General features: G+C 71.6%; 15 protein-coding genes. 5 read left to right on the top strand and 10 right to left on the bottom strand.

Features of this window, described 5'->3' with window-relative positions:
* Positions 1–4: 4 nt before the first annotated feature.
* Genes ACFY8O_RS21540 through ACFY8O_RS21525 form a run of 4 tightly spaced genes read right to left on the bottom strand, consistent with a single transcriptional unit; the run spans position 5 to position 4,441 of the window.
* Positions 5–757 (bottom strand): amino acid ABC transporter ATP-binding protein, encoded by a 753-nt coding sequence (locus ACFY8O_RS21540; RefSeq protein WP_387905367.1) that lies wholly within the window; start codon positions 755–757, stop codon positions 5–7.
* A 35-nt stretch (positions 758–792) separates the two neighbouring features.
* A complete protein-coding gene (locus ACFY8O_RS21535; protein WP_145806761.1) occupies positions 793–1,692 on the bottom strand; it encodes an amino acid ABC transporter permease in 900 nt (299 codons plus the stop codon).
* 44 nt (positions 1,693–1,736) lie between these two features.
* Positions 1,737–3,578, bottom strand: a complete 1,842-nt coding sequence (locus ACFY8O_RS21530) for an FAD/NAD(P)-binding protein (protein WP_387904675.1) — start codon at positions 3,576–3,578, stop codon at positions 1,737–1,739.
* Entirely contained in the window at positions 3,575–4,441 is an 867-nt protein-coding gene (locus ACFY8O_RS21525) for an amino acid ABC transporter permease (protein ID WP_145806763.1), read from the bottom strand. The genes ACFY8O_RS21530 and ACFY8O_RS21525 overlap by 4 nt, the downstream gene beginning before the upstream one ends.
* Before the next feature lie 451 nt (positions 4,442–4,892).
* Here ACFY8O_RS21525 and ACFY8O_RS21520 point away from each other — a divergent pair, with 451 nt between their 5' ends.
* Positions 4,893–5,831, top strand: coding sequence for an ABC transporter substrate-binding protein (locus ACFY8O_RS21520; protein WP_145806765.1), 939 nt, complete (start codon positions 4,893–4,895; stop codon positions 5,829–5,831).
* A 63-nt stretch (positions 5,832–5,894) separates the two neighbouring features.
* Here ACFY8O_RS21520 and ACFY8O_RS21515 read toward each other — a convergent pair whose 3' ends face one another.
* Positions 5,895–7,100 (bottom strand): DUF5685 family protein, encoded by a 1,206-nt coding sequence (locus ACFY8O_RS21515; protein ID WP_387905365.1) that lies wholly within the window; start codon positions 7,098–7,100, stop codon positions 5,895–5,897.
* A 308-nt stretch (positions 7,101–7,408) separates the two neighbouring features.
* Between ACFY8O_RS21515 and ACFY8O_RS21510 the strand changes: the two genes are divergently transcribed.
* Positions 7,409–7,855, top strand: coding sequence for a cell division protein SepF (locus ACFY8O_RS21510; RefSeq protein WP_387904671.1), 447 nt, complete (start codon positions 7,409–7,411; stop codon positions 7,853–7,855).
* Between the two features lie 22 nt (positions 7,856–7,877).
* On the opposite strand, the gene ACFY8O_RS21505 is transcribed toward ACFY8O_RS21510, so the two are convergent.
* Positions 7,878–9,098: an acyl-CoA dehydrogenase family protein gene (locus ACFY8O_RS21505; RefSeq protein WP_387904668.1), complete on the bottom strand. Its 1,221-nt coding sequence runs from the start codon at positions 9,096–9,098 to the stop codon at positions 7,878–7,880.
* Positions 9,099–9,187: 89 nt separating this feature from the next.
* On the bottom strand, positions 9,188–10,924 hold the full coding sequence (locus tag ACFY8O_RS21500) for an MFS transporter (RefSeq protein WP_387904666.1): 1,737 nt from the start codon (positions 10,922–10,924) through the stop codon (positions 9,188–9,190).
* A gap of 481 nt (positions 10,925–11,405) precedes the next feature.
* Between ACFY8O_RS21500 and ACFY8O_RS21495 the strand changes: the two genes are divergently transcribed.
* A complete protein-coding gene (locus tag ACFY8O_RS21495) occupies positions 11,406–12,449 on the top strand; it encodes a phosphatase PAP2 family protein (RefSeq protein WP_387904665.1) in 1,044 nt (347 codons plus the stop codon).
* Positions 12,450–12,536: 87 nt separating this feature from the next.
* Here ACFY8O_RS21495 and ACFY8O_RS21490 read toward each other — a convergent pair whose 3' ends face one another.
* Together ACFY8O_RS21490 and ACFY8O_RS21485 are read right to left on the bottom strand one after the other, a co-directional pair.
* Positions 12,537–12,752: an I78 family peptidase inhibitor gene (locus ACFY8O_RS21490; RefSeq protein ID WP_145806775.1), complete on the bottom strand. Its 216-nt coding sequence runs from the start codon at positions 12,750–12,752 to the stop codon at positions 12,537–12,539.
* 454 nt (positions 12,753–13,206) lie between these two features.
* Positions 13,207–14,487 carry a glycosyltransferase family 4 protein gene (locus ACFY8O_RS21485; RefSeq protein WP_387904662.1) on the bottom strand — a complete coding sequence of 427 codons (1,281 nt, stop codon included), beginning with the start codon at positions 14,485–14,487 and terminating at the stop codon, positions 13,207–13,209.
* 301 nt (positions 14,488–14,788) lie between these two features.
* Here ACFY8O_RS21485 and ACFY8O_RS21480 point away from each other — a divergent pair, with 301 nt between their 5' ends.
* Together ACFY8O_RS21480 and ACFY8O_RS21475 are read left to right on the top strand one after the other, a co-directional pair.
* Positions 14,789–15,571 (top strand): hypothetical protein, encoded by a 783-nt coding sequence (locus ACFY8O_RS21480; RefSeq protein WP_145806780.1) that lies wholly within the window; start codon positions 14,789–14,791, stop codon positions 15,569–15,571.
* A 137-nt stretch (positions 15,572–15,708) separates the two neighbouring features.
* Positions 15,709–16,017 (top strand): hypothetical protein, encoded by a 309-nt coding sequence (locus tag ACFY8O_RS21475; protein ID WP_145806782.1) that lies wholly within the window; start codon positions 15,709–15,711, stop codon positions 16,015–16,017.
* A gap of 70 nt (positions 16,018–16,087) precedes the next feature.
* On the opposite strand, the gene der is transcribed toward ACFY8O_RS21475, so the two are convergent.
* On the bottom strand, positions 16,088–17,557 hold the full coding sequence (gene der / locus ACFY8O_RS21470) for a ribosome biogenesis GTPase Der (protein WP_145806784.1): 1,470 nt from the start codon (positions 17,555–17,557) through the stop codon (positions 16,088–16,090).
* Positions 17,558–17,561 lie beyond the last annotated feature (4 nt).

Raw genomic sequence — 17,561 nt, 5'->3', positions numbered from 1 at the left:
CATGTCAGAGGACCTTGGAGAGAAAGGCGCGGGTGCGCTCCTGGACCGGGTGGTCGAGTACGTCGGCGGGCGGCCCCTGCTCGACGATCCGTCCCTCGTCCATGAAGACGACGGTGTCGGCGACCTCCCGGGCGAAGCCGATCTCATGCGTGACGACGATCATCGTGGTGCCGCCCTGCGCCAGGTCCTTGACGACGTCGAGGACCTCCCCGACGAGTTCGGGGTCGAGGGCCGAGGTCGGCTCATCGAAGAGCAGCAGTTTCGGCTCCAGGGCGAGGGCGCGGGCGATCGCGACGCGCTGCTGCTGGCCGCCGGACAGCTGCCTGGGGTAGGCCCCTGCCTTGTCCGCGAGACCGACACGGGCGAGGAGCTTCCCGGCGGCGGCGACGGCGTCCTTGCGGGGGCGGCCGAGGGCGGCGACGGGGGCTTCGACGATGTTGTCGAGCACGGTGAGGTGCGGGAAGAGGTTGAAGTTCTGGAAGACGAAGCCGATCCGGGTGCGCTGGCGCAGGACCTCGCGTTCGCGCAGCTCGTACAGCTTGTTCCCGGACCTGCGGTAGCCGACCAGGGTGCCGTCGACGCTGATCCAGCCCCGGTCGACCTTCTCCAGGTGGTTGATGGTGCGCAGCAGGGTGGACTTCCCCGACCCGGAGGGGCCGATGATCACGGTCACCTCTCCGGGGCGTACGGACAGGTCGATCCCGCGCAGTACCTCCAGTGGACCGAAGCTTTTGTGCACGGCCCGGATCTCGACCATGGCGTCGGTCCCGGTGGCTTCTTCCGTGGCTGCGCTCATCGCACCGCTCCCTTGGCGTAGTGACGTTCGACGTAGTGCTGGAGGACGGAGAGCGCGGTGGTCAGGAGGATGTACCAGACCGTGGCGACCATCAGCAGGGGCACGACCCGGCCGTTGCGTCCGTAGACGACCTGCACCTGGTAGAAGAGTTCGCCGATCGCCATCACCGAGACGATCGAGGTGCCCTTGAAGAGGGAGATGATCTCGTTGGCGGCGTTCGGCAGGATGGAGCGCATGGCCTGCGGCAGCACGATGCGGCGCAGTTGCCGCAGCCGGGGGATGCCGAGGGCCGCCGCGGCCTCCACCTGCCCGCCGTCCACGGCCAGTACGCCGCCACGCACGATCTCCGCCGCGTAGGCCGCCTGGTGCAGGGCGAGGCCGAGGACGGCGGCGCTCATCGCGCCGACGAGGTTCATCGTGTCGAAGGAGACGAAGCCGGGCCCGAAGGGGATGCCGAACTCCACCTCCTTGTAGAGGTAGGCCAGGTTGAACCAGAACAGCAGTTGCACGATGAGCGGGATCGAGCGGAACGCCCAGATGTAGGCGTACGAGACGGCCCGGAGGAACGGGCTGGCGGACAGCCGCATGAAGGCCAGGACGATACCGAGGGCGAAGCCGAGGACCGTGCCGTAGAAGGTCAGCTGGAGGGTGACCCAGACGGCGTGCAGGACGGTCTCGGTGGTGACGAACCGGGCGAAGACGTCCCATTCCCAGCCCGGGTTGGTGATCAGGCCGTTCAGGAACTGGGCGAGCAGGACCGCGGTGGCGGCGACGGCCACCCAGCGCCACGGGTGGCGTACGGGGACGACGGTGAGGGCCGCGTACTCGTCGGCCGTCACCTGGCGGGGGCCGGCTCCGGCCGGTGGACTGAGGGGTGGATCGCTGGTCAGCGACATGAGGGGGTTCCTTCTGCGACGGGGTGCGGAACGGGGTGCCGTGCTCAGGCGGTGACGCGGTCCCGACAGGAGAGGTCGCGCAGGAACGCGAGTGCCGTGCGCGCGGTGGCGTCGTTCTGGCGGAAGGCGGGACCGCCGGTGCGGGGCCGGGTGAACGCACCGCTGGAACGCGCGGTGGTGTAGGGGCCGAGCGCGAAGCGGCGCGGGTGGGGGCTGCCGTCGCGGTACAGGACCCGGCCGTCGGCGGGGTCGACGGAGAGCAGCCCGGTCCCGGTGCCGGCCGCGCCGTCCTCGTGCAGTGCGGTCAGCAGCGCGCTCCGCGTCCTGCGCAGCGAGGGATCCGGCAGCCGGGCCTCGACCAGCGCGCGGGCTTCGGTGGACGCGCCCGGCACGGTGACACTGCGGGCCCTGAAGACGCCCTCGGCCTCGTCGGTCTCCACGGTCATGCCGGCTCCGGCGAAGCGGACGATCCCGGCGCGCGAGAGGGCGAGCAGCTGGCGCAGCCGGGGGCCGGGCGGGCCGGAGGCGAGATGGCTGAAGAAGCCGTGCCACTGCTCCCCGATGTCACCGAAGCGGGTCAACTGCCCGTACACGGAGAGCAGTCCGAGGAACACGGCCAGGTCAGGGCTGTGACGGGGGTCGTGCCGTCGTTCGAGGTCGGCGGAGATATAGGCGCGCAGCCCGTCCTGCAGCGCGTCGTACGAGGCGTGGCGCACCCCGTCGAGCGGCCGGTCCAGGGCGTCGAGGTCCAGCCGGTCAGCCGGGTCGGGGACGGCCGAGGCGACGAGGGCCGCGAGCTCCGGGCTGCCGTACTCGGCGACGGCGTACTTCTCCTCGAAGTCACCCCACCCGACGGCGGTGCGTTCCGGATGGGCGGTGAAGAGCCGGTGGTAGTGGGCGTGGCCCAGCTCCTCGGCGACCAGCGGCCACAGATCGCGCCGGAAGTCCACGGGGCCGGGGCGCTCCAGGATCTCCTCGGCCTGCGCCGCGCCGAAGTGGCGTGGCAGCGGGGGGCGTTCGCCCTGCCAGGTGTAGCCGATCTTCGAGTGGTACGGGACGCCGCGCCGCGAGCCCACGTGCAGGACCGGCTCCCTGCCGGAGGGGATGTAGACCCCGTCCTCGTGGCGACCGCCCCGCCCCTCGGTGAGCAGCACCATCAGGTCGATGAAGGCCAGCCCGAAGCCGCGGACGAGGACGGGTTCGCCGGCCGGGAGCGCGGACAGGTCGGTGTCCGCGGTGAAGTCGGGCGGGAGGTGGACCAGTCCGTGACGTGCGGCGAAGGCGGTGAGTTCCTCCTGCTCGGCGTCCGGTTCGGCGTCGAGGTGGCCGACGGTGAGGACGACGAGGTCGGCGACGAGCGGATCGGCACGGCCCTCGATCCGGACACGCTGGCGGCCGTCGCGGGGCCCGGAGACCCGCAGGGCGTGGCCGGTGTGCTCGTGGACGGTGATGCCGGGCGGGAGCGCCGCGAGCGTCCGCTCGTACACCCAGCGCAGATAGGCGCTCTGCAGCCGCCGGCTGGGGAAGTCCTGGTCTCCCAGGGCGTGGATCTCCTCCAGGACCGCCGGGTCACCGAGGACACGGACGCGCCCCTGGCGGACGTCCGCGGCCCAGGTGTGCAGCGCGGGCCCGGGGCGGACGGGCCCGTCCATCAGGACCGTCTCGTCGGTGAACATGGTGACGTCCTCCGCCATGGAGTTCATCCAGAGCAGCGGGGACTGGTCCTGCCGCCAGATCCGGCCGCCGCCCGGCGGGTAGGGGTCGACGAGGTGGATGTCCAGGGGCAGGCCTTCGTACAGCTCGGCGGCGTTGGCGGCGATGCGTTCGAGGACGCCGGTGCCGCGCGGTCCGGCGCCTATGACGACGAGTGCCGGCGTGAGGCTCATCGGGTGTCCGCCGTGCCGCGCGCGTAGTGGCGCTCGACGTAGTGCTGGCCGATGGACAGGAGCGAGGTGACGCCCACGTACCAGAGCGTGGCGACCAGCAGGAGCGGGATGACCTCGTAGGTGCGGTGGTAGACGAGCTGCACCGAGTACAGGAGGTCCTGCACGGCGATGATGCTGACGATCGAGGTGCCCTTCAGCGTCCCGATCAGCATGTTCCCGGCCGGCGGGACGATGGAGCGCATGGCCTGCGGCAGCACGATCCTGCGCAGCCGCCGCCAGGGCCCGAGGCCCAGGGACTGGGCCGCCTCCAGCTGTCCGCGTTCGACGGAGAGGATTCCGCCGCGGACCACCTCGGCGGCGTACGCGGCCTCGTGGAGCGTCAGCCCGATGACGGCGACGGCGACGGGGCTGAGGAGGTCGACCGTCCGGACGCCGAGGATCTGGGGGTAGAGGGCGCCGATGTTGAACCAGAAGAGCAGCTGGACCAGGATCGGCGTGGACCTGAACAGCCAGATGTATCCCCAGCCGACCGCCTGGAGCACGGGGTTGCCCGAGAGCCTGAAGACGGCGAGGAGGGTACCGAGGGCGAACCCGAGCACCATGACGAGGCCGGTGAGCCACAGCGTCAGGCCGAGCCCCCGCAGCACGGAGCCGGTCGTGAGGTAGGCGCCCACGACGTCCCACTGGAAGGCGTCGTTGCGTACGACGGACACGAGCGCCCCCGCCAGGAGCAGCAGGACGGCGAGGGCCGCAGCCCACCGGCCGGTGCGGCGTACGGGAACGATGCGTGGAACCGGGTCGCCGGCGTCCTTGCGGGGTGGTGTGAGGAGGATGGGTGAAGGGCTGTCTGTCTGCGCGGACATGCGAAGGCTCCGTGGATGCAGAGATCGAACACGGGGCGTGCCTTCGACGCGGAACACGACGTGGACCGGGCCCCTCAGCGCCGGTCCGGTCCTGAGAAAAGCCCCAACTGGGCAGGGTTGTCAAGCCTGTCCACAGTGTGAGCCGTACGTCTCACGTCGGTTGACGTACCACCGGATGCCTGTTCCACTTGGGCCATGCATGCGCAGCAGTGGCTGGTCACCCGCTCCCACATCGACTTCGGTCGTGTGTGGTCCTCTTCCTGTTGAGCTGACCCCCCTGCGTTCTCTCTCCACCCGCTCGCGTCCCTTCCGGCGCTCGAGCACCTTCCTCAGCGTTCCTTCGCGTACACGACACCGCTCGGCCCTCCCCTCGCACCGCTGATCTCCCGCCCCGCCGCTCCGTGCCGCCCCGGCACGCGAGCGCGGTCGACGAATCCGGAGAAATTCCGTCATGCCCCGAACCCGGCACACCGCTGCCTTCGCACTGATCACCGTCGCCGCGCTCACGCTGACCGCCTGCGGGTCGGGTGATCCCGCCACCGCCCCGGCCGGGGCCGGTTCCGCCGTCAGGGGGAAGACGCCGAAGACCGACGTGGTCTCCTCGGTGAAGAAGAACGAGGCCGCGGCGAAGCTGCTGCCCGCGGCGGTCCGCACCTCCGGGACACTCACCCTCGCCTCCAGCGTGGGCGCGCCTCCCGGGGCGTTCTACGAGGAGGACGGAAAGACACTGGCGGGCGCGGACATCGACTTCGCCGACGCGGTGGCCAGGGCGCTCGGGCTGAGGCTGAAGCGGGAGGTCGCCTCCTTCGAGGCGATCCTGCCCGCGCTCGGCAGCGGGAAGTACGACGTGGGCACCGGCAATTTCGGCGTGACCGACGAGCGCCGCAGGACGATCGACTTCGTGACGTACATCAACGACGGGCAGGGCTTCGCGGTCCGCGACGACAGCGACCTGAAGAAGGTCACCGACCTCACGCAGCTCTGCGGCCTGACCGTCGGCACCGCCGCCGGGACCACGTTCGAGGCGACCCTGGAGGAGAACAGGCATCGGTGCGGCGACGCCGGCGAGAAGCCGTACGAGATCAGGACGTACGCCGATCAGGCCGCGGTCTGGAGCTCCCTCCAGCAGGGGCGCAGCGATGTCCTGATGTCCACCATCAACGGCCTGCGCTACGCCGTCACCCAGCTGGACGGACTGCGCTTCCTCAACGAGTACAAGCGGCTCGACGTCGGTTTCGCCTTCAAGAAGGGCACCCCGCTGGCGCCGGCCTTCCAGGCCGCGGTCAACGGTCTCGTCGCGGACGGGACCTACGACCGGATCCTGAGGAAGTGGGGCACCACCAAGTCGGCGATCGCGGCCTCGCGGATCTCCCCGCCCGAGATCAGGTGAGGCCGGTGCGGAGCGCAGGGGTGCGCCGCCGCACCCCTGCGCGCCGCACAGCGCACCGCCCTCTCAGCAGTCGCACCCGCAGTCGCAGTCGCAGCAGCCGCCGTCGTCACCGCCGCAGCAGTTGCTGCAGCAGTCGCAGCCTTCGCAGCAGTCACCGCAGTCACACTTGTGGCAGAGCCCTTCGCGCTCCTGACCGCTCCAGGGGTCGTTGAAGTTGCTGGCACAGCACATCTGGCAGGTGCAGGCGAGTCCGGCCCAGACCAGGCAGCCGGCGAGGAGGCCGCGCCGGTTGCGGGGCGGCTCGGGCGGCAGGGGCGGCCCCGGCGGGAAGGAGGGACCGCCCGGGGCGTAGGGGTTGCCGGGCGGCGGGCCGAAGGCCCCCGAGGGCTGCCCGTCCTGCTGGTGCGAGCAGGACGAGGAGCCGAAGGCCCGGTCCACGGACCGCCGCAGCTCGTGCACGAGGAGCACGTGCGCCAGCGTGCCGTCGGTGAATTCCGCGTCCCGCAGCGCGAGGCGCACGCCGTGCAGCGCGTCGTCGCAGAGCCGGCGGGCCTCGGCGAGGGGCGTACCGGTGGCGGTGAGGGGGTTCCAGGCACCCGACGCGGCGTCAGCCTCCCTGTCCTCGACGGCGTCCAGGAGGTGGGCGAGCCTGCCGAAGAGCCGTCCCGCCTCGGCGAGCGCCTCGGCGTTCTGCGGCTTGCCCGCGAGGACGGCGGTGTGGGCGAAGGCAGCGGCCGTGGCGGTCTCGGTGGGCTCGGTGACCGTCAGCAGCGGGGTGCCGGGCCCGGCGAGGGACTCGATCCCGGTCTGCCGGTCGACGGCGTCGACCAGGACCGCCGTGTCGAAGCCGAGCTCGGCCCCGGTGCGCGCCCCGGCCCTGTCCCAGCCGGCCGCGACCCTGCGTGCCGCTGCGGCGACCGGGCGCCGCTTCAACAGGCCGTCCCGGTCCGCCACATGGTCGCGGACCTTCGCGGAGGCCAGGACGAGCGACACGGCGGCTGCCAGCCTGGCGCCCTCGCCGCGGGCGACCGGAGCCGTCCGCATCGAGCGGAGCGGGCAGGGGCCGGCGGTGCGGCGCGCGGCGTCGGTGCGCTCGGACTGAGCCTCCGTCAGGACGGAGACGATCAGGCCGTCGTAGTTCGTCACGACCCGGGCGAACTGCCCGTGGTCCGCGCGCAGCGCGAGACAGAGCCCGCAGAGGTGGGCCATCCACTCGGCCTTGAGACCCTCGGACAGCCGATGGGTACAGGGCCTGACGATTCCGAACACGACGATCCCCCGGGAGTCGTTCACCTGATGCGCCGCACTCGTGCGCCCGCGCGGCGTGCATCGTACCGAGCGTCCCGTTCACCCGTACGCACGCCATGTCACCCGGACGGCCGGAGCATCATATTTTCCTTTTGCAACCCCCCTTATACGGGAGGAACCCTGACGAATCGCCACATGCTCTGCACCAGTAGCGTCACGAATCGCCTGCGCGCCGACTATCCCCTTGGCGCTGTATCCGCATCATGGACGACCATAGGGATAGGAAAGAGATGCGGAACACCAACGAACCGCGGTGAGAGGAGGCGTCCATGGGATCGGTGCGCAAGGCAAGTGCCTGGCTGGGCCTCGTGGAGGACAACGACAGCGACGAGCGGTACTACGACGACGAGTACTCCGAGGATGCGGAGACCGGCACTGGCCAGCCCTGGGTGACCGACCCCCGCGTGCAGGTGGCCTCCGAGAAGGCCGAGGACACGGGACGCAGGATCGCCACCGTCACCCCGGACAGCTTCCGGGACGCGCGGGGGATCGGCGAGCTCTTCCGGGACGGTGTTCCGGTGATCGTCAACCTCACGGCGATGGATCCCTCCGACGCGAAGCGCGTCGTGGACTTCGCCGCGGGACTGACCTTCGGCCTGCGCGGCTCCATCGAGCGCGTGGCGACCAGAGTCTTCCTGCTGACCCCCGCCCACACGCAGGTGGTGAACGGCGAAGCCGCCGGCCGGCCCGCCGACGGCTTCTTCAACCAGAGCTGAGCAGGGCGCTCGCCGCGGAGTCCTACCGGAAAGCGTCCAGGCCGGTGAGCGCCTTGCCCAGCACCAGCTGGTGCATCTCCACGGTTCCCTCGTAGGTGAGCACCGACTCCAGATTCGTCGCGTGCCGCATCACCGGGTACTCCAGCGAGATCCCGTTGGCACCGAGGATCGTCCGCGAGGTGCGGCAGATCTCGATCGCCTCACGCACGTTGTTGAGCTTGCCGAAACTGACCTGTTCCGGCCGGAGCCTCCCCGCGTCCAGCCGCCGGCCCAGGTGATGGGCGAGCAGGACGCCCTTGTGGAGCTCCAGGGCCATGTCGGCGAGCTTGGCCTGGGTGAGCTGGAACCCCCCGATCGGCCTGCCGAACTGCTCCCGGGACCGCGCGTAGTCGAGCGCCGCCTCGAAGCTGGAGCGGGCGGCGCCCATGGCTCCCCAGACGATGCCGTAACGGGCGTGGTTCAGGCAGCTGAGCGGGCCGCGCAGCCCGGTGCCCCCGGGCAGGACGGCGTCGGCGGGCAGCCGCACGCCGTCCATGACCAGCTCGCTGGTGACCGAGGCGCGCAGCGACCACTTGTGCCTGATCTCCGGCGCGGAGAATCCGGGGCTGTCCGTCGGCACGACGAAGCCGCGGATGCCTGAGCCGTCGCCCGCCTCGCCGGTCTGCGCCCAGACGACGGCGACCCCGGCGACCGAGCCGTTGGTGATCCACATCTTGCGGCCGGTGAGGATCCAGTCGTCGCCGTCCCGCTCGGCGTACGTCCGCATCCCGGCGGGGTCCGAGCCGTGGTCGGGCTCGGTGAGGCCGAAGCAGCCGATGGTCTCGCCCGCCGCCATGCCGGGCAGCCACCGCTGCTTCTGCTCCTCGGAGCCGAAGCGGTGGATGGCGTACATCGCGAGGGAGCCCTGGACCGAGACGAGGGAGCGGATTCCGGAGTCGGCGGCCTCCAGCTCCAGACAGGCCAGGCCGTACTGCACGGCGCTCGCTCCCGCGCAGCCGTAACCCTTCAGGGACATGCCCAGCGCCCCGAGCGATCCCAGTTCGCGGGCAAGCTCGCGGATGCCGGGAAGTTCGCCCTTCTCGTACCACCCGGCGATGTACGGGAGTACGCGGTCGGTGGCCCAGGAGCGCACGGTGTCGCGGATCGCGAGGTCCTCCGGGCCGAGGAGATCGTCGATGCCGAGGGGGTCGCGCGGATCGAAGGGCGGGAGCTTCGAGGGCGTCGCGGACTCGGTGGTGGACATGGGTGCCTCCGGCGGCTCGCACGGTACGGAAACGCGCCTCCGTACTAAAACTAGCAGTGATAGTTATGGCGCCCCGCCGACGTTACGGCTCAGCGTGCGGCCCGTCCAGAGCCGGTTGCCTCGGCGGGTTCGCGCCGGGCCGGGCGCGGCAGCCGCCTGCCCCGGGCCTCGGGGACGCCCGGCGGACGGGACCCGGCACGGGTCGCGGGCACGGCGGGGGAGCCCGGCCCGCTCGCCTGCTCCGGCAGCTCGACGGCCGGCTCGCGGCAGCCCTTCGCGGCCGGCGGGCAGTCCATGACCCGTGGCAGGCGCAGCGCCGCCAGCGCACCGAGCAGCAGCAGCCCCGCGCTGACCAGCAGCGTGATGTGGAGGCCGTCGACGAAGGCGTGACGCGCCGTGTCGCGCAGCAGATCCCCCATGGGGCCGCCGAGCCTGCCCGCGACCTGGTAGGCCTCGCCCAGGGAGTGCGCGGCGGCCGAACCGGCGGCGGCGGGCACCCCCTCCTCGTGCAGCCGGGAGAGCCCGGGGGCGTAGGCCGCGTTCATGACGCTGCCCAGCAGCGCGATCCCCAGGCCCGCGCCCAGCTGGTAGGAGGTCTCGCCGATCGCCGCGGCGCCACCGGCACGCTCGGCGGGAACCTCGCTCAGCATCGACTCGTAGGCCCCGAACAGCGTGGACTGGAGCCCGAAGCCCAGCAGCACGAAGCCGACGGTGAGCAGGACCGGCCGGTCGTGCTGGCCCATGAGGGTCAGCAGGAGCACGGAGGCCGCCGTGAGCACGAAGCCCCAGCCGACCATCCGGCGGGGCCCCGTCCGGCTGAGGGTGTACGAGCCCGTGGCGCCGGCCGCCATCGCCGCGAAGGTGAGCGGCAGCAGTCGCAGACCGGTCTCCAGCGGACTCAGGCCCAGGACCAGCTGGAGGTACTGGACGGCGATCAGCTCCAGGCCGACCAGGGCGAGCATGGCCAGCACGATGCAGCCGACGGCCGTGGTGAAGGCGGGCCGGGAGAACATCGCGATGTCGATCAGCGGATGCGCGCGCCGCCGCTGTCTGCGTACGAAGAGGACGAGCAGGAGGACCCCGGCGAGGAGCGGCCCCAGGGTGGCGAGGGTCAGCACTCCCCCGTCGCCGCCGATCCGCTTGACGCCGAGGACGAGTCCGAGCACACCGGCCGCCGCCGTCAGCGCGCCGAGCACGTCCCAGGGGCCGTCGGCCTCGCCGCGCGACTCGGGCAGCAGCCAGCGCGCGACCGGGAGGATCACGGCCATGAGCGGGATGTTGATCAGGAAGACCGATCCCCACCAGTAGTGCTCGACGAGGAAGCCGCCGATGACCGGGCCGGTGGCGGCGCCCACCGCGGCCACCGCGGTCCAGACCCCGATGGCCAGGGCCCGCTCGCGCCGGTCGGGGAAGACCTGCCGGAGTATCGACAGCGTGGCCGGCATGATCATCGCGCCGCCCACGCCGAGCAGCGCGCGCGCCGCGATCAGCATGCCCGGGCTGTCGGCCGCCGCGGCGAGCGCCGAGGCGATCCCGAAGAGCGCGTACCCGAGGAGGAGGACCCGCCGTCTGCCGATCCGGTCACCGAGCGTGCCGAAGAGGATCAGGAGGGAGGCGCAGACCAGCGGGTAGGCGTCCACGATCCACAGGAGGCCGACGGCGCTGGGCCGCAGATCCTCGGTGACGGCGGGAACGGCGACGTGGAGCACGGTCGCGTCGAGCGCGACCAGCAGAAGACTGAGGCAGAGGACGACCAGGACGACCCAGCGGTTGGCACCGTCGGCTGCCGCGCGCAGCCTGCTCACGGCCGTGGACGTCCCAGTCATGTACGTACCTCCCACAATGAGTCCCTCGCGCTCGGCAGACCTGCTGGGGATCCGGCTTCGGCATCCCCCGGGCCCGGCATCGACGGGCGAGTGAGCCGTCAGCGTACGCGAGTTCCAGGTGGTCACGCGTGGTGCAGCTCATACGTTCAGCGGCCACCGAGTGTGGCGTACACCACTTCACCCGCCGCAGGGGGGGCACGGCTCCGCCGCCGCGCCGGAGCACCCGGCCGCCCGCACCGGCCCCGGGCCGCGACTGCCCCGAATGGCCCCGCGCATACGCGCCACGGTCACGCCGCATCACTTTTTTCGGCGGTCAAACATTTCTGCGAATAACGCCGGGACCGAATAGCCGGGGAGCCCGGACCCATTCATCGGCGCACCGGGAATGGATACCTGTCTGAGACAAAGTCCACATCACATCGTCATCACAAAGACGCGGGATCGGCCGGATCGCACACTCACTCGCTGTAACGTCCATTGCGTGCGTACCGACATCTTTGCCCGTCTGGACCGGGAGCCGGAACCGCCGAAGATAGAGACCCCGCGGATGAGCCGTCACCGCATCGCTCTCTTCGGCGGGACTTTGGCGTTCTATGTCGCCATCGTCGTTGCCGTGCTCGTCTCGTCCTGGCTGGTGGCTCTCGACTGGAAGGTCATGCTGTTCCGGCCCTATCAGCAGTGGCCCGGACTCCACGCCTTCCTCGACTACTACGTCGTGCTCGGCCAGCGTGGCCCCACGGCCGTAATGGTCGCCTCCTGGCTCGGCTGGCGCTCCTGGCGCCAGCACACGCTGCGGCCTCTCCTCACGCTGGGCACCTCGCTGCTGCTGCTCAACGTGTCGGTGGGCGCCGTCAAGCTCGGCCTCGGGCGGCTGGGCCCGCACTACGCCACCCAGATCGGCTCGGCCGAGCTCTTCGCCGGCGGCGATATATTTCCCTCCGGGCACACCGCCAACGCCGTGGTGACCTGGGGAATCCTCGCCTACCTGGCCACCACCCCCCGCGCGCGGCGCTATCTGTCGGCCCTGTCGGCGTTCGTCTCGCTCGGCGTGGGGCTCACCACCGTCTACATCGGCACCCACTGGCTCAGCGACGTCCTGCTGGGCTGGGCGGCCGGTCTGCTGATCCTGCTGGCCCTGCCGTGGTTCGAACCGCTCATCACCCGCGCCGAGGTCCTGATCCTCTCGGTGCGGGAGCAGTGGCGGGCCCGCCGGAGGCAGCGTGCCTCGGCCCCGGCCGCCCCCACGGCGCCGGAGCCCGTGCTGCTGCCGCAGTCGCTGGGCGGCGGGTCGGGCGCCGAGGGCGCCCAGGAAGCTGCGGGCATGGTGCCGGTGCCCGACTCCCCGGCAGCGGCGGGCCATCCGGGGGCGTCCACGCGCGCCCGCGCCCACCCGGCGCACCCCGTCCGGTCGGAGCGGACACCCGTCACCCCGGCGGGCTCACGCCGCCCGCCGCACGCGGACCGCGCCCCGCGGAGCAACGGGTCTCCCGTCCGTCCGGTGACGGGCGGCTCGGTAGCACCCTGACCTGCGGTGGGACAGCGCACTCCCCCGCCTGCGCGCATGACGAAGGCCCCGACGGACGTCGGGGCCTTCGTCATGCCGGGCCCGGCCTCAGCCGACCCAGCAGCGGGTCACCTTCGCGGCGTCCACCTCGAAGTTGATGCGCCCGCCGCGGAACTCCATGGTGATGACGGTGCCCGGCGGGAGAGCCCGGACCGTGCTCCAGCCGCGCGCTCTGGCCCGGCGTTCGGCGGACTCGGCGTCGAGGCCGACGTACGCGTCGGGAGCGTCGTCCGGCTGAGCGGGAGGGGTCGGTACAGGTGCCATACCTCTCACCGTAGGCCGTCACGCGGCGGGGCGGAAGCCGTGGTGCGGGAGTGGCCGGGAGCAACCGTATGTACCCCGGCGGTCACGCTTGTGTCACAGGATCCCCACGCCCGTTTACCTGGCCCCCCGCCGCCCGAACACGCAGTCGGACGGCGTCACCTGCATTTCACGCACGCACGGAATAGCCTCCGGATCAGCGTTCAGGAGGAAATGCACAGACCGCCCGCGTCCAGCGTTTCCCACCGCTGCGGAATAAGGAATACGCGACCACGCCACCTGGAATTCACTCCCCCTTACGGCAGCCTTACTTTCCCGTCGCGGGCCCCCGCCGCGTCCAGGTCGCCGGGCGTCCGCACCGGCCCGCCATCCGGAATGGAACGGTCCGGGATACGGCGGCCCGATGCCACCGGGCAAGGTGCGGCGGCGCCCGGACGGGCCGTCCGGGCGCCGGCGCTCAGCCCCGTCCCCGCCGGACCGCCGACGACGCCATGTGACGCAGCGCGTACACCCCGTCCAGCACTCCGCCCCGGGACCGGTGCACGGCGTTGCGCAGCGCGCTCTGCGACCGGCCCCCGGAGCCCCGCGCGAGCAGCTCCCGGAAGAGCCTCTCGTGCTGCTCCGCGATCGGCGCCGGATCGAACCGCGCCGCGGAGACCCGTGCCGCGTGGCCCATCCTGTGCCGCAGGCCGTCGTCGTCGATCAGGCCGAGCAGGGCCTTGGCGAACGCCCCCGTGTCCCCGAGCGGCACCAGCCGGCCGTCCTCCCCGTCACGGATGATCTCCGCGGGCCCGTGCGGGCAGTCGGTGGCCACCACCGGCACTCCGCAGCGCATGGCCTCCACGATGGTCATGCCGAACGCCTCCCGCTCGGACGTCACGGCGGCGATGGAGCCCTTGGGCCACTCCTTCTCCATCGGATCGGCGGACCCCATGAGCCGCACCCGTTCCCGGAGCCCGAGCTCCTCGACCAGGGCGCGCAGCGGTCGCTGCTCGTTGCCGGACGCGTCGCCCGCGCCGTAGATCCTGAGCCGCCATTCCGGGCGCGCCGCCGCGATCTCGGCGAAGGCCCGGATCAGTACGTCGTACCGCTTGACCCGGTGCAGCCGGCCCGCCGCCACGATCCACCGGGCGTCGCAGTCGGCCGGTGGTCCGCTCGGCTCGGGCACGCTGTTCGGGATGGCCTCGACGCGTACCCCGGGCAGCCGCATACCGCTCCGGTAGTCCCGGGCGTCGGCCTCGGTGACCGTCGTGACGGCGTCGAGCAGCGCGTACCGGTGGCCCATCTCCCGGCGGAGACGGTAGCTGTGGCTCTCCAGGGTGAGGTGCTCCTGGCCCACGCGCACCGGTCCGCGGCGGGCCTGCCTGCTGATGTGGACGTTGAGGCCCGGGCGCGTACCGACGACGACATCGGCCTCCAGGGCTCCCAGATGGGCCGCGAGGCGGCTGTCGGTGAGCCTGCTGTACTGCCGGTACCTGGTGTCGCCGCGCGGGAACACCGAAGCGGGCCTCGCGTGCGCCGCCTCGTCCCCCTCGAATCCCGGGGTGGACCTGCGCAGGTCCACGAGGTGACTCATCCTCACACCGGCGGGCGCGCCGAGTGCCGGGGTCTCGCGGTGCCGGAAGACGGAGACGATCTCCACGTCGTGCTGTTCCGCCAGGGTGCTCGCGAGCGTGAAGGTGGTACGGATCGTTCCCCCGATGCCGTACGCGTTGTGGAGCAGAAATGAAATGTGCATTACGTAGTCGTTTCCCCTGTTCGACTGGTCCGCAACGGACCCTACGCGGCGTCAGATGGGGCCACCGGTATCCCGCAGGAGTCGCACAGAGTCGTGACAATTCGAACTGGCGCACACGCGGAGGAGCCCTGGAGACGGAATGCATTGCTCCGTATTTCTCCGCCGATCGGACGGCACGTTCGCATCGCCGACTTCCCCGCGCAATCTCCCGATTCACGCGTGACCCCGGCCCCGGGTCGCCCGTTGTCTCTGCATGAGCCGGGAACCGCCCGGCCCACGCACCGAGTTCGAGGAGCCACCCGTGCCGCGCATGCTCGACGTCAGCGAGGACGTACGCGCCGAGATCGGCGATGCCGAAGCCGACCGGCTGCTCGTCGGCGACAGTGCCCCAGGCAGTTACGACTGCACCTCCTGCCGCACGCCCGGCGACTCCGACCAGGAACGCACCAGCACGGTGCTGTTCGTGGGCGAGGAGACCGCCGTGCTCGCCTTCGCCCACGCGACCTGCATCCCCTCGCAGGTCGTCCAGGTCGCGGAGGACCAGCTCCAGGGCGCCGTGCGGTCCATCACCGGCAGCGAGCCGGAGAATCCGGAAGGCCTCATGCCCGAACAGGCTGTCCTCGGCATCACCAGCGGTCTCGTCCTGATCGAGGACGACCTGCGCCCGGCCCTGGTCGTCGAACCGACCGGGCCGATCGCGCGGCCCGGCACGGACGGCAGCGGCGGGGACCAGTTCCTCCAGCTGCTGCTGGAGCAGGGTTTCCAGCCCACCCCGCACCTGAACCGGCTGCCCGGTGTGCTTCCCGGCTGGTCCGTCCTCCTCGCCATGGGACAGCTGCACGCGGTGCTGCAGCCCGGTGCGGGCGGCGGCAGCCCGGTCGCCTGGTGGCAGGCCCATCAGCCGCTCCAGGTCACCGACGGCTGGCGTACGGCGGCGAACAAGTCACAGAGCGTACTCGTCTTCGCGGCGCCCGCGGGCTCCATCGGCCAGCAGCCGCGGGAGGACCTGCTCCGTGACGCGCTAGACAAGGCCGCGGTCAACGGTCTGCTGGTCGCCGCGACGATGCCGCTGGCCGGGACCTGACCGTGCCGGCCAGGCCCTCCCCCGCCCCCCGGACATCGTTTTCTCCGTCCGGCCCGCATCCGACGGGCGGCGAGGTCGTTGGCACCTACGTGCACTCATACGACCCTTCCCGCCAGCAGCAGACCCCGATCCCGGCCATGCGCCCGTCGCGGGACCCGTCGGGCGGCAGGTCCGCCACCCCGATCTACGACGCGCTGTACGCCGAGTACCGCCGATCGTTCCGGGCGCTTCCGGGCGACCGAACCGGCGAGGAGAATCTCGGCTTCAGAACGTTCGGCATCGGGATGTTCGGCAGCCGTGCACCTCTGAGCGGCCGTGCGGCGGCGAACGCCCAGGGCAGCAACAGCGCCTCGGGCGGCAGCAACCCCGGTTCCTGGCAGCGGGTCGGCCGGCATGCGGGACGTGCCAGGCCGGCGGCGCTGCCGCCCGGATCGACGGACGCCTGAGGGCATACGGCGAAGCCCCGGACCCCCCGCTCGGTGCGGGTGGTCCGGGGCTTCGCCGTATGCCCTCAGGTCACTTCTTGCGGCCGCGCTTCTCGCGCACCCGGACCGAGATGTGCAGCGGTGTGCCCTCGAAGCCGAACTCCTCGCGCAGGCGGCGCTCGACGAAGCGCCGGTATCCGTGCTCCAGGAAGCCGGAGGCGAAGAGCACGAACCGCGGGGGCTTGATGCCCGCCTGTGTGCCGAAGAGGATGCGGGGCTGCTTGCCGCCGCGCACGGGGTGGGGGTGGGACGCGACGATCTCACCGAGGAAGGCGTTGAGCCTGCCGGTGGGGACGCGGGTCTCCCAGCCCTCGATGGCGGTCTCGATCGCCGGGACGAGCTTCTCCATGTGCCGGCCGGTGACCGCGGAGACGTTGACGCGCGGGGCCCAGGCGATCTGGGCGAGCTCCGTCTCGATCTCACGCTCGAGGTAGTAGCGGCGCTCCTCGTCGAGGGTGTCCCACTTGTTGAAGGCGACGACGACGGCGCGGCCGGCCTCGACCGCCATGGTGACGATGCGCTGGTCCTGCACGCTGATCGACTCACTCGCGTCGATCAGGATGACGGCGACCTCCGCCTTCTCGACGGCGGCGGCGGTACGCAGCGAGGCGTAGTAGTCCGCGCCCTCCTGGAGGTGGACCTTGCGGCGGATACCCGCCGTATCGATGAACTTCCAGGTGGTGCCGCCGAGCTGGATCAGCTCGTCGACCGGGTCGCGCGTGGTGCCCGCGAGGGCGTTGACGACGACGCGGTCCTCCCCGGCGACCTTGTTCAGCAGGGAGGACTTGCCGACGTTGGGGCGGCCGATGAGCGCGATGCGGCGCGGGCCGCCGAGCGCGGTGCCGAAGGTCTGCGCGGGGGCCTCGGGCAGCGCCTCCAGCACGGCGTCGAGCATGTCACCGGTGCCACGGCCGTGCAGGGAGGAGACCGGGTAGGGCTCACCGAGGCCCAGCGACCAGAGCGCGGTGGCATCGGCCTCGCCGCTCTGCCCGTCGACCTTGTTGGCGCACAGGACGACGGGCTTGCCGGCCCGGCGCAGCAGCTTGACGACGGCCTCGTCGGTGTCGGTGGCGCCGACGGTGGCGTCGACGACGAAGACGACCGCGTCGGCCGTCTCGATGGCGTACTCGGCCTGGGCGGCGACGGAGGCGTCGAGGCCCAGTACGTCCTGCTCCCAGCCGCCGGTGTCGACGACCTTGAAGCGGCGCCCGGCCCACTCGGCCTCGTAGCTGACGCGGTCACGGGTGACGCCGGGCTTGTCCTGGACGACGGCCTCGCGACGGCCGATGATCCGGTTCACCAGCGTCGACTTGCCGACATTCGGGCGGCCGACGACGGCGAGCACGGGAAGCGGTCCGTGACCGGCCTCACCGATCGCGCCCTCGACGTCCTCGGGGTCGAAGCCTTCCTGCGCGGCGAGCTCCATGAACTCCGCGTACTCGGCGTCGCCAAGTGCTCCGTGCTCGTGGTCCGAGCCGTCGGAGTGAATCTGGTCGTTCATGAAG

It is taken from the genome of Streptomyces argenteolus (assembly GCF_042902585.1).
GTDB classification, from domain to species: domain Bacteria; phylum Actinomycetota; class Actinomycetes; order Streptomycetales; family Streptomycetaceae; genus Streptomyces; species Streptomyces argenteolus.
Note: the sequence above shows the minus strand (reverse complement) of the source record. Positions and strands in the feature narration are given on the sequence as shown.

Bases quoted from the DNA above. Each gene is read 5' to 3' on its own strand.
- ACFY8O_RS21540 (WP_387905367.1), bottom strand. From the start codon at position 757: ATGGTCGAGATCCGGGCCGTGCACAAAAGCTTCGGTCCACTGGAGGTA.
- ACFY8O_RS21535 (WP_145806761.1), bottom strand. From the start codon at position 1,692: ATGTCGCTGACCAGCGATCCACCCCTCAGTCCACCGGCCGGAGCCGGC.
- ACFY8O_RS21530 (WP_387904675.1), bottom strand. From the start codon at position 3,578: ATGAGCCTCACGCCGGCACTCGTCGTCATAGGCGCCGGACCGCGCGGC.
- ACFY8O_RS21525 (WP_145806763.1), bottom strand. From the start codon at position 4,441: ATGTCCGCGCAGACAGACAGCCCTTCACCCATCCTCCTCACACCACCC.
- ACFY8O_RS21520 (WP_145806765.1), top strand. From the start codon at position 4,893: ATGCCCCGAACCCGGCACACCGCTGCCTTCGCACTGATCACCGTCGCC.
- ACFY8O_RS21510 (WP_387904671.1), top strand. From the start codon at position 7,409: ATGGGATCGGTGCGCAAGGCAAGTGCCTGGCTGGGCCTCGTGGAGGAC.
- ACFY8O_RS21505 (WP_387904668.1), bottom strand. From the start codon at position 9,098: ATGTCCACCACCGAGTCCGCGACGCCCTCGAAGCTCCCGCCCTTCGAT.
- ACFY8O_RS21500 (WP_387904666.1), bottom strand. From the start codon at position 10,924: ATGACTGGGACGTCCACGGCCGTGAGCAGGCTGCGCGCGGCAGCCGAC.
- ACFY8O_RS21490 (WP_145806775.1), bottom strand. From the start codon at position 12,752: ATGGCACCTGTACCGACCCCTCCCGCTCAGCCGGACGACGCTCCCGAC.
- ACFY8O_RS21485 (WP_387904662.1), bottom strand. From the start codon at position 14,487: ATGCACATTTCATTTCTGCTCCACAACGCGTACGGCATCGGGGGAACG.
- ACFY8O_RS21475 (WP_145806782.1), top strand. From the start codon at position 15,709: ATGCGCCCGTCGCGGGACCCGTCGGGCGGCAGGTCCGCCACCCCGATC.
- der (WP_145806784.1), bottom strand. From the start codon at position 17,557: ATGAACGACCAGATTCACTCCGACGGCTCGGACCACGAGCACGGAGCA.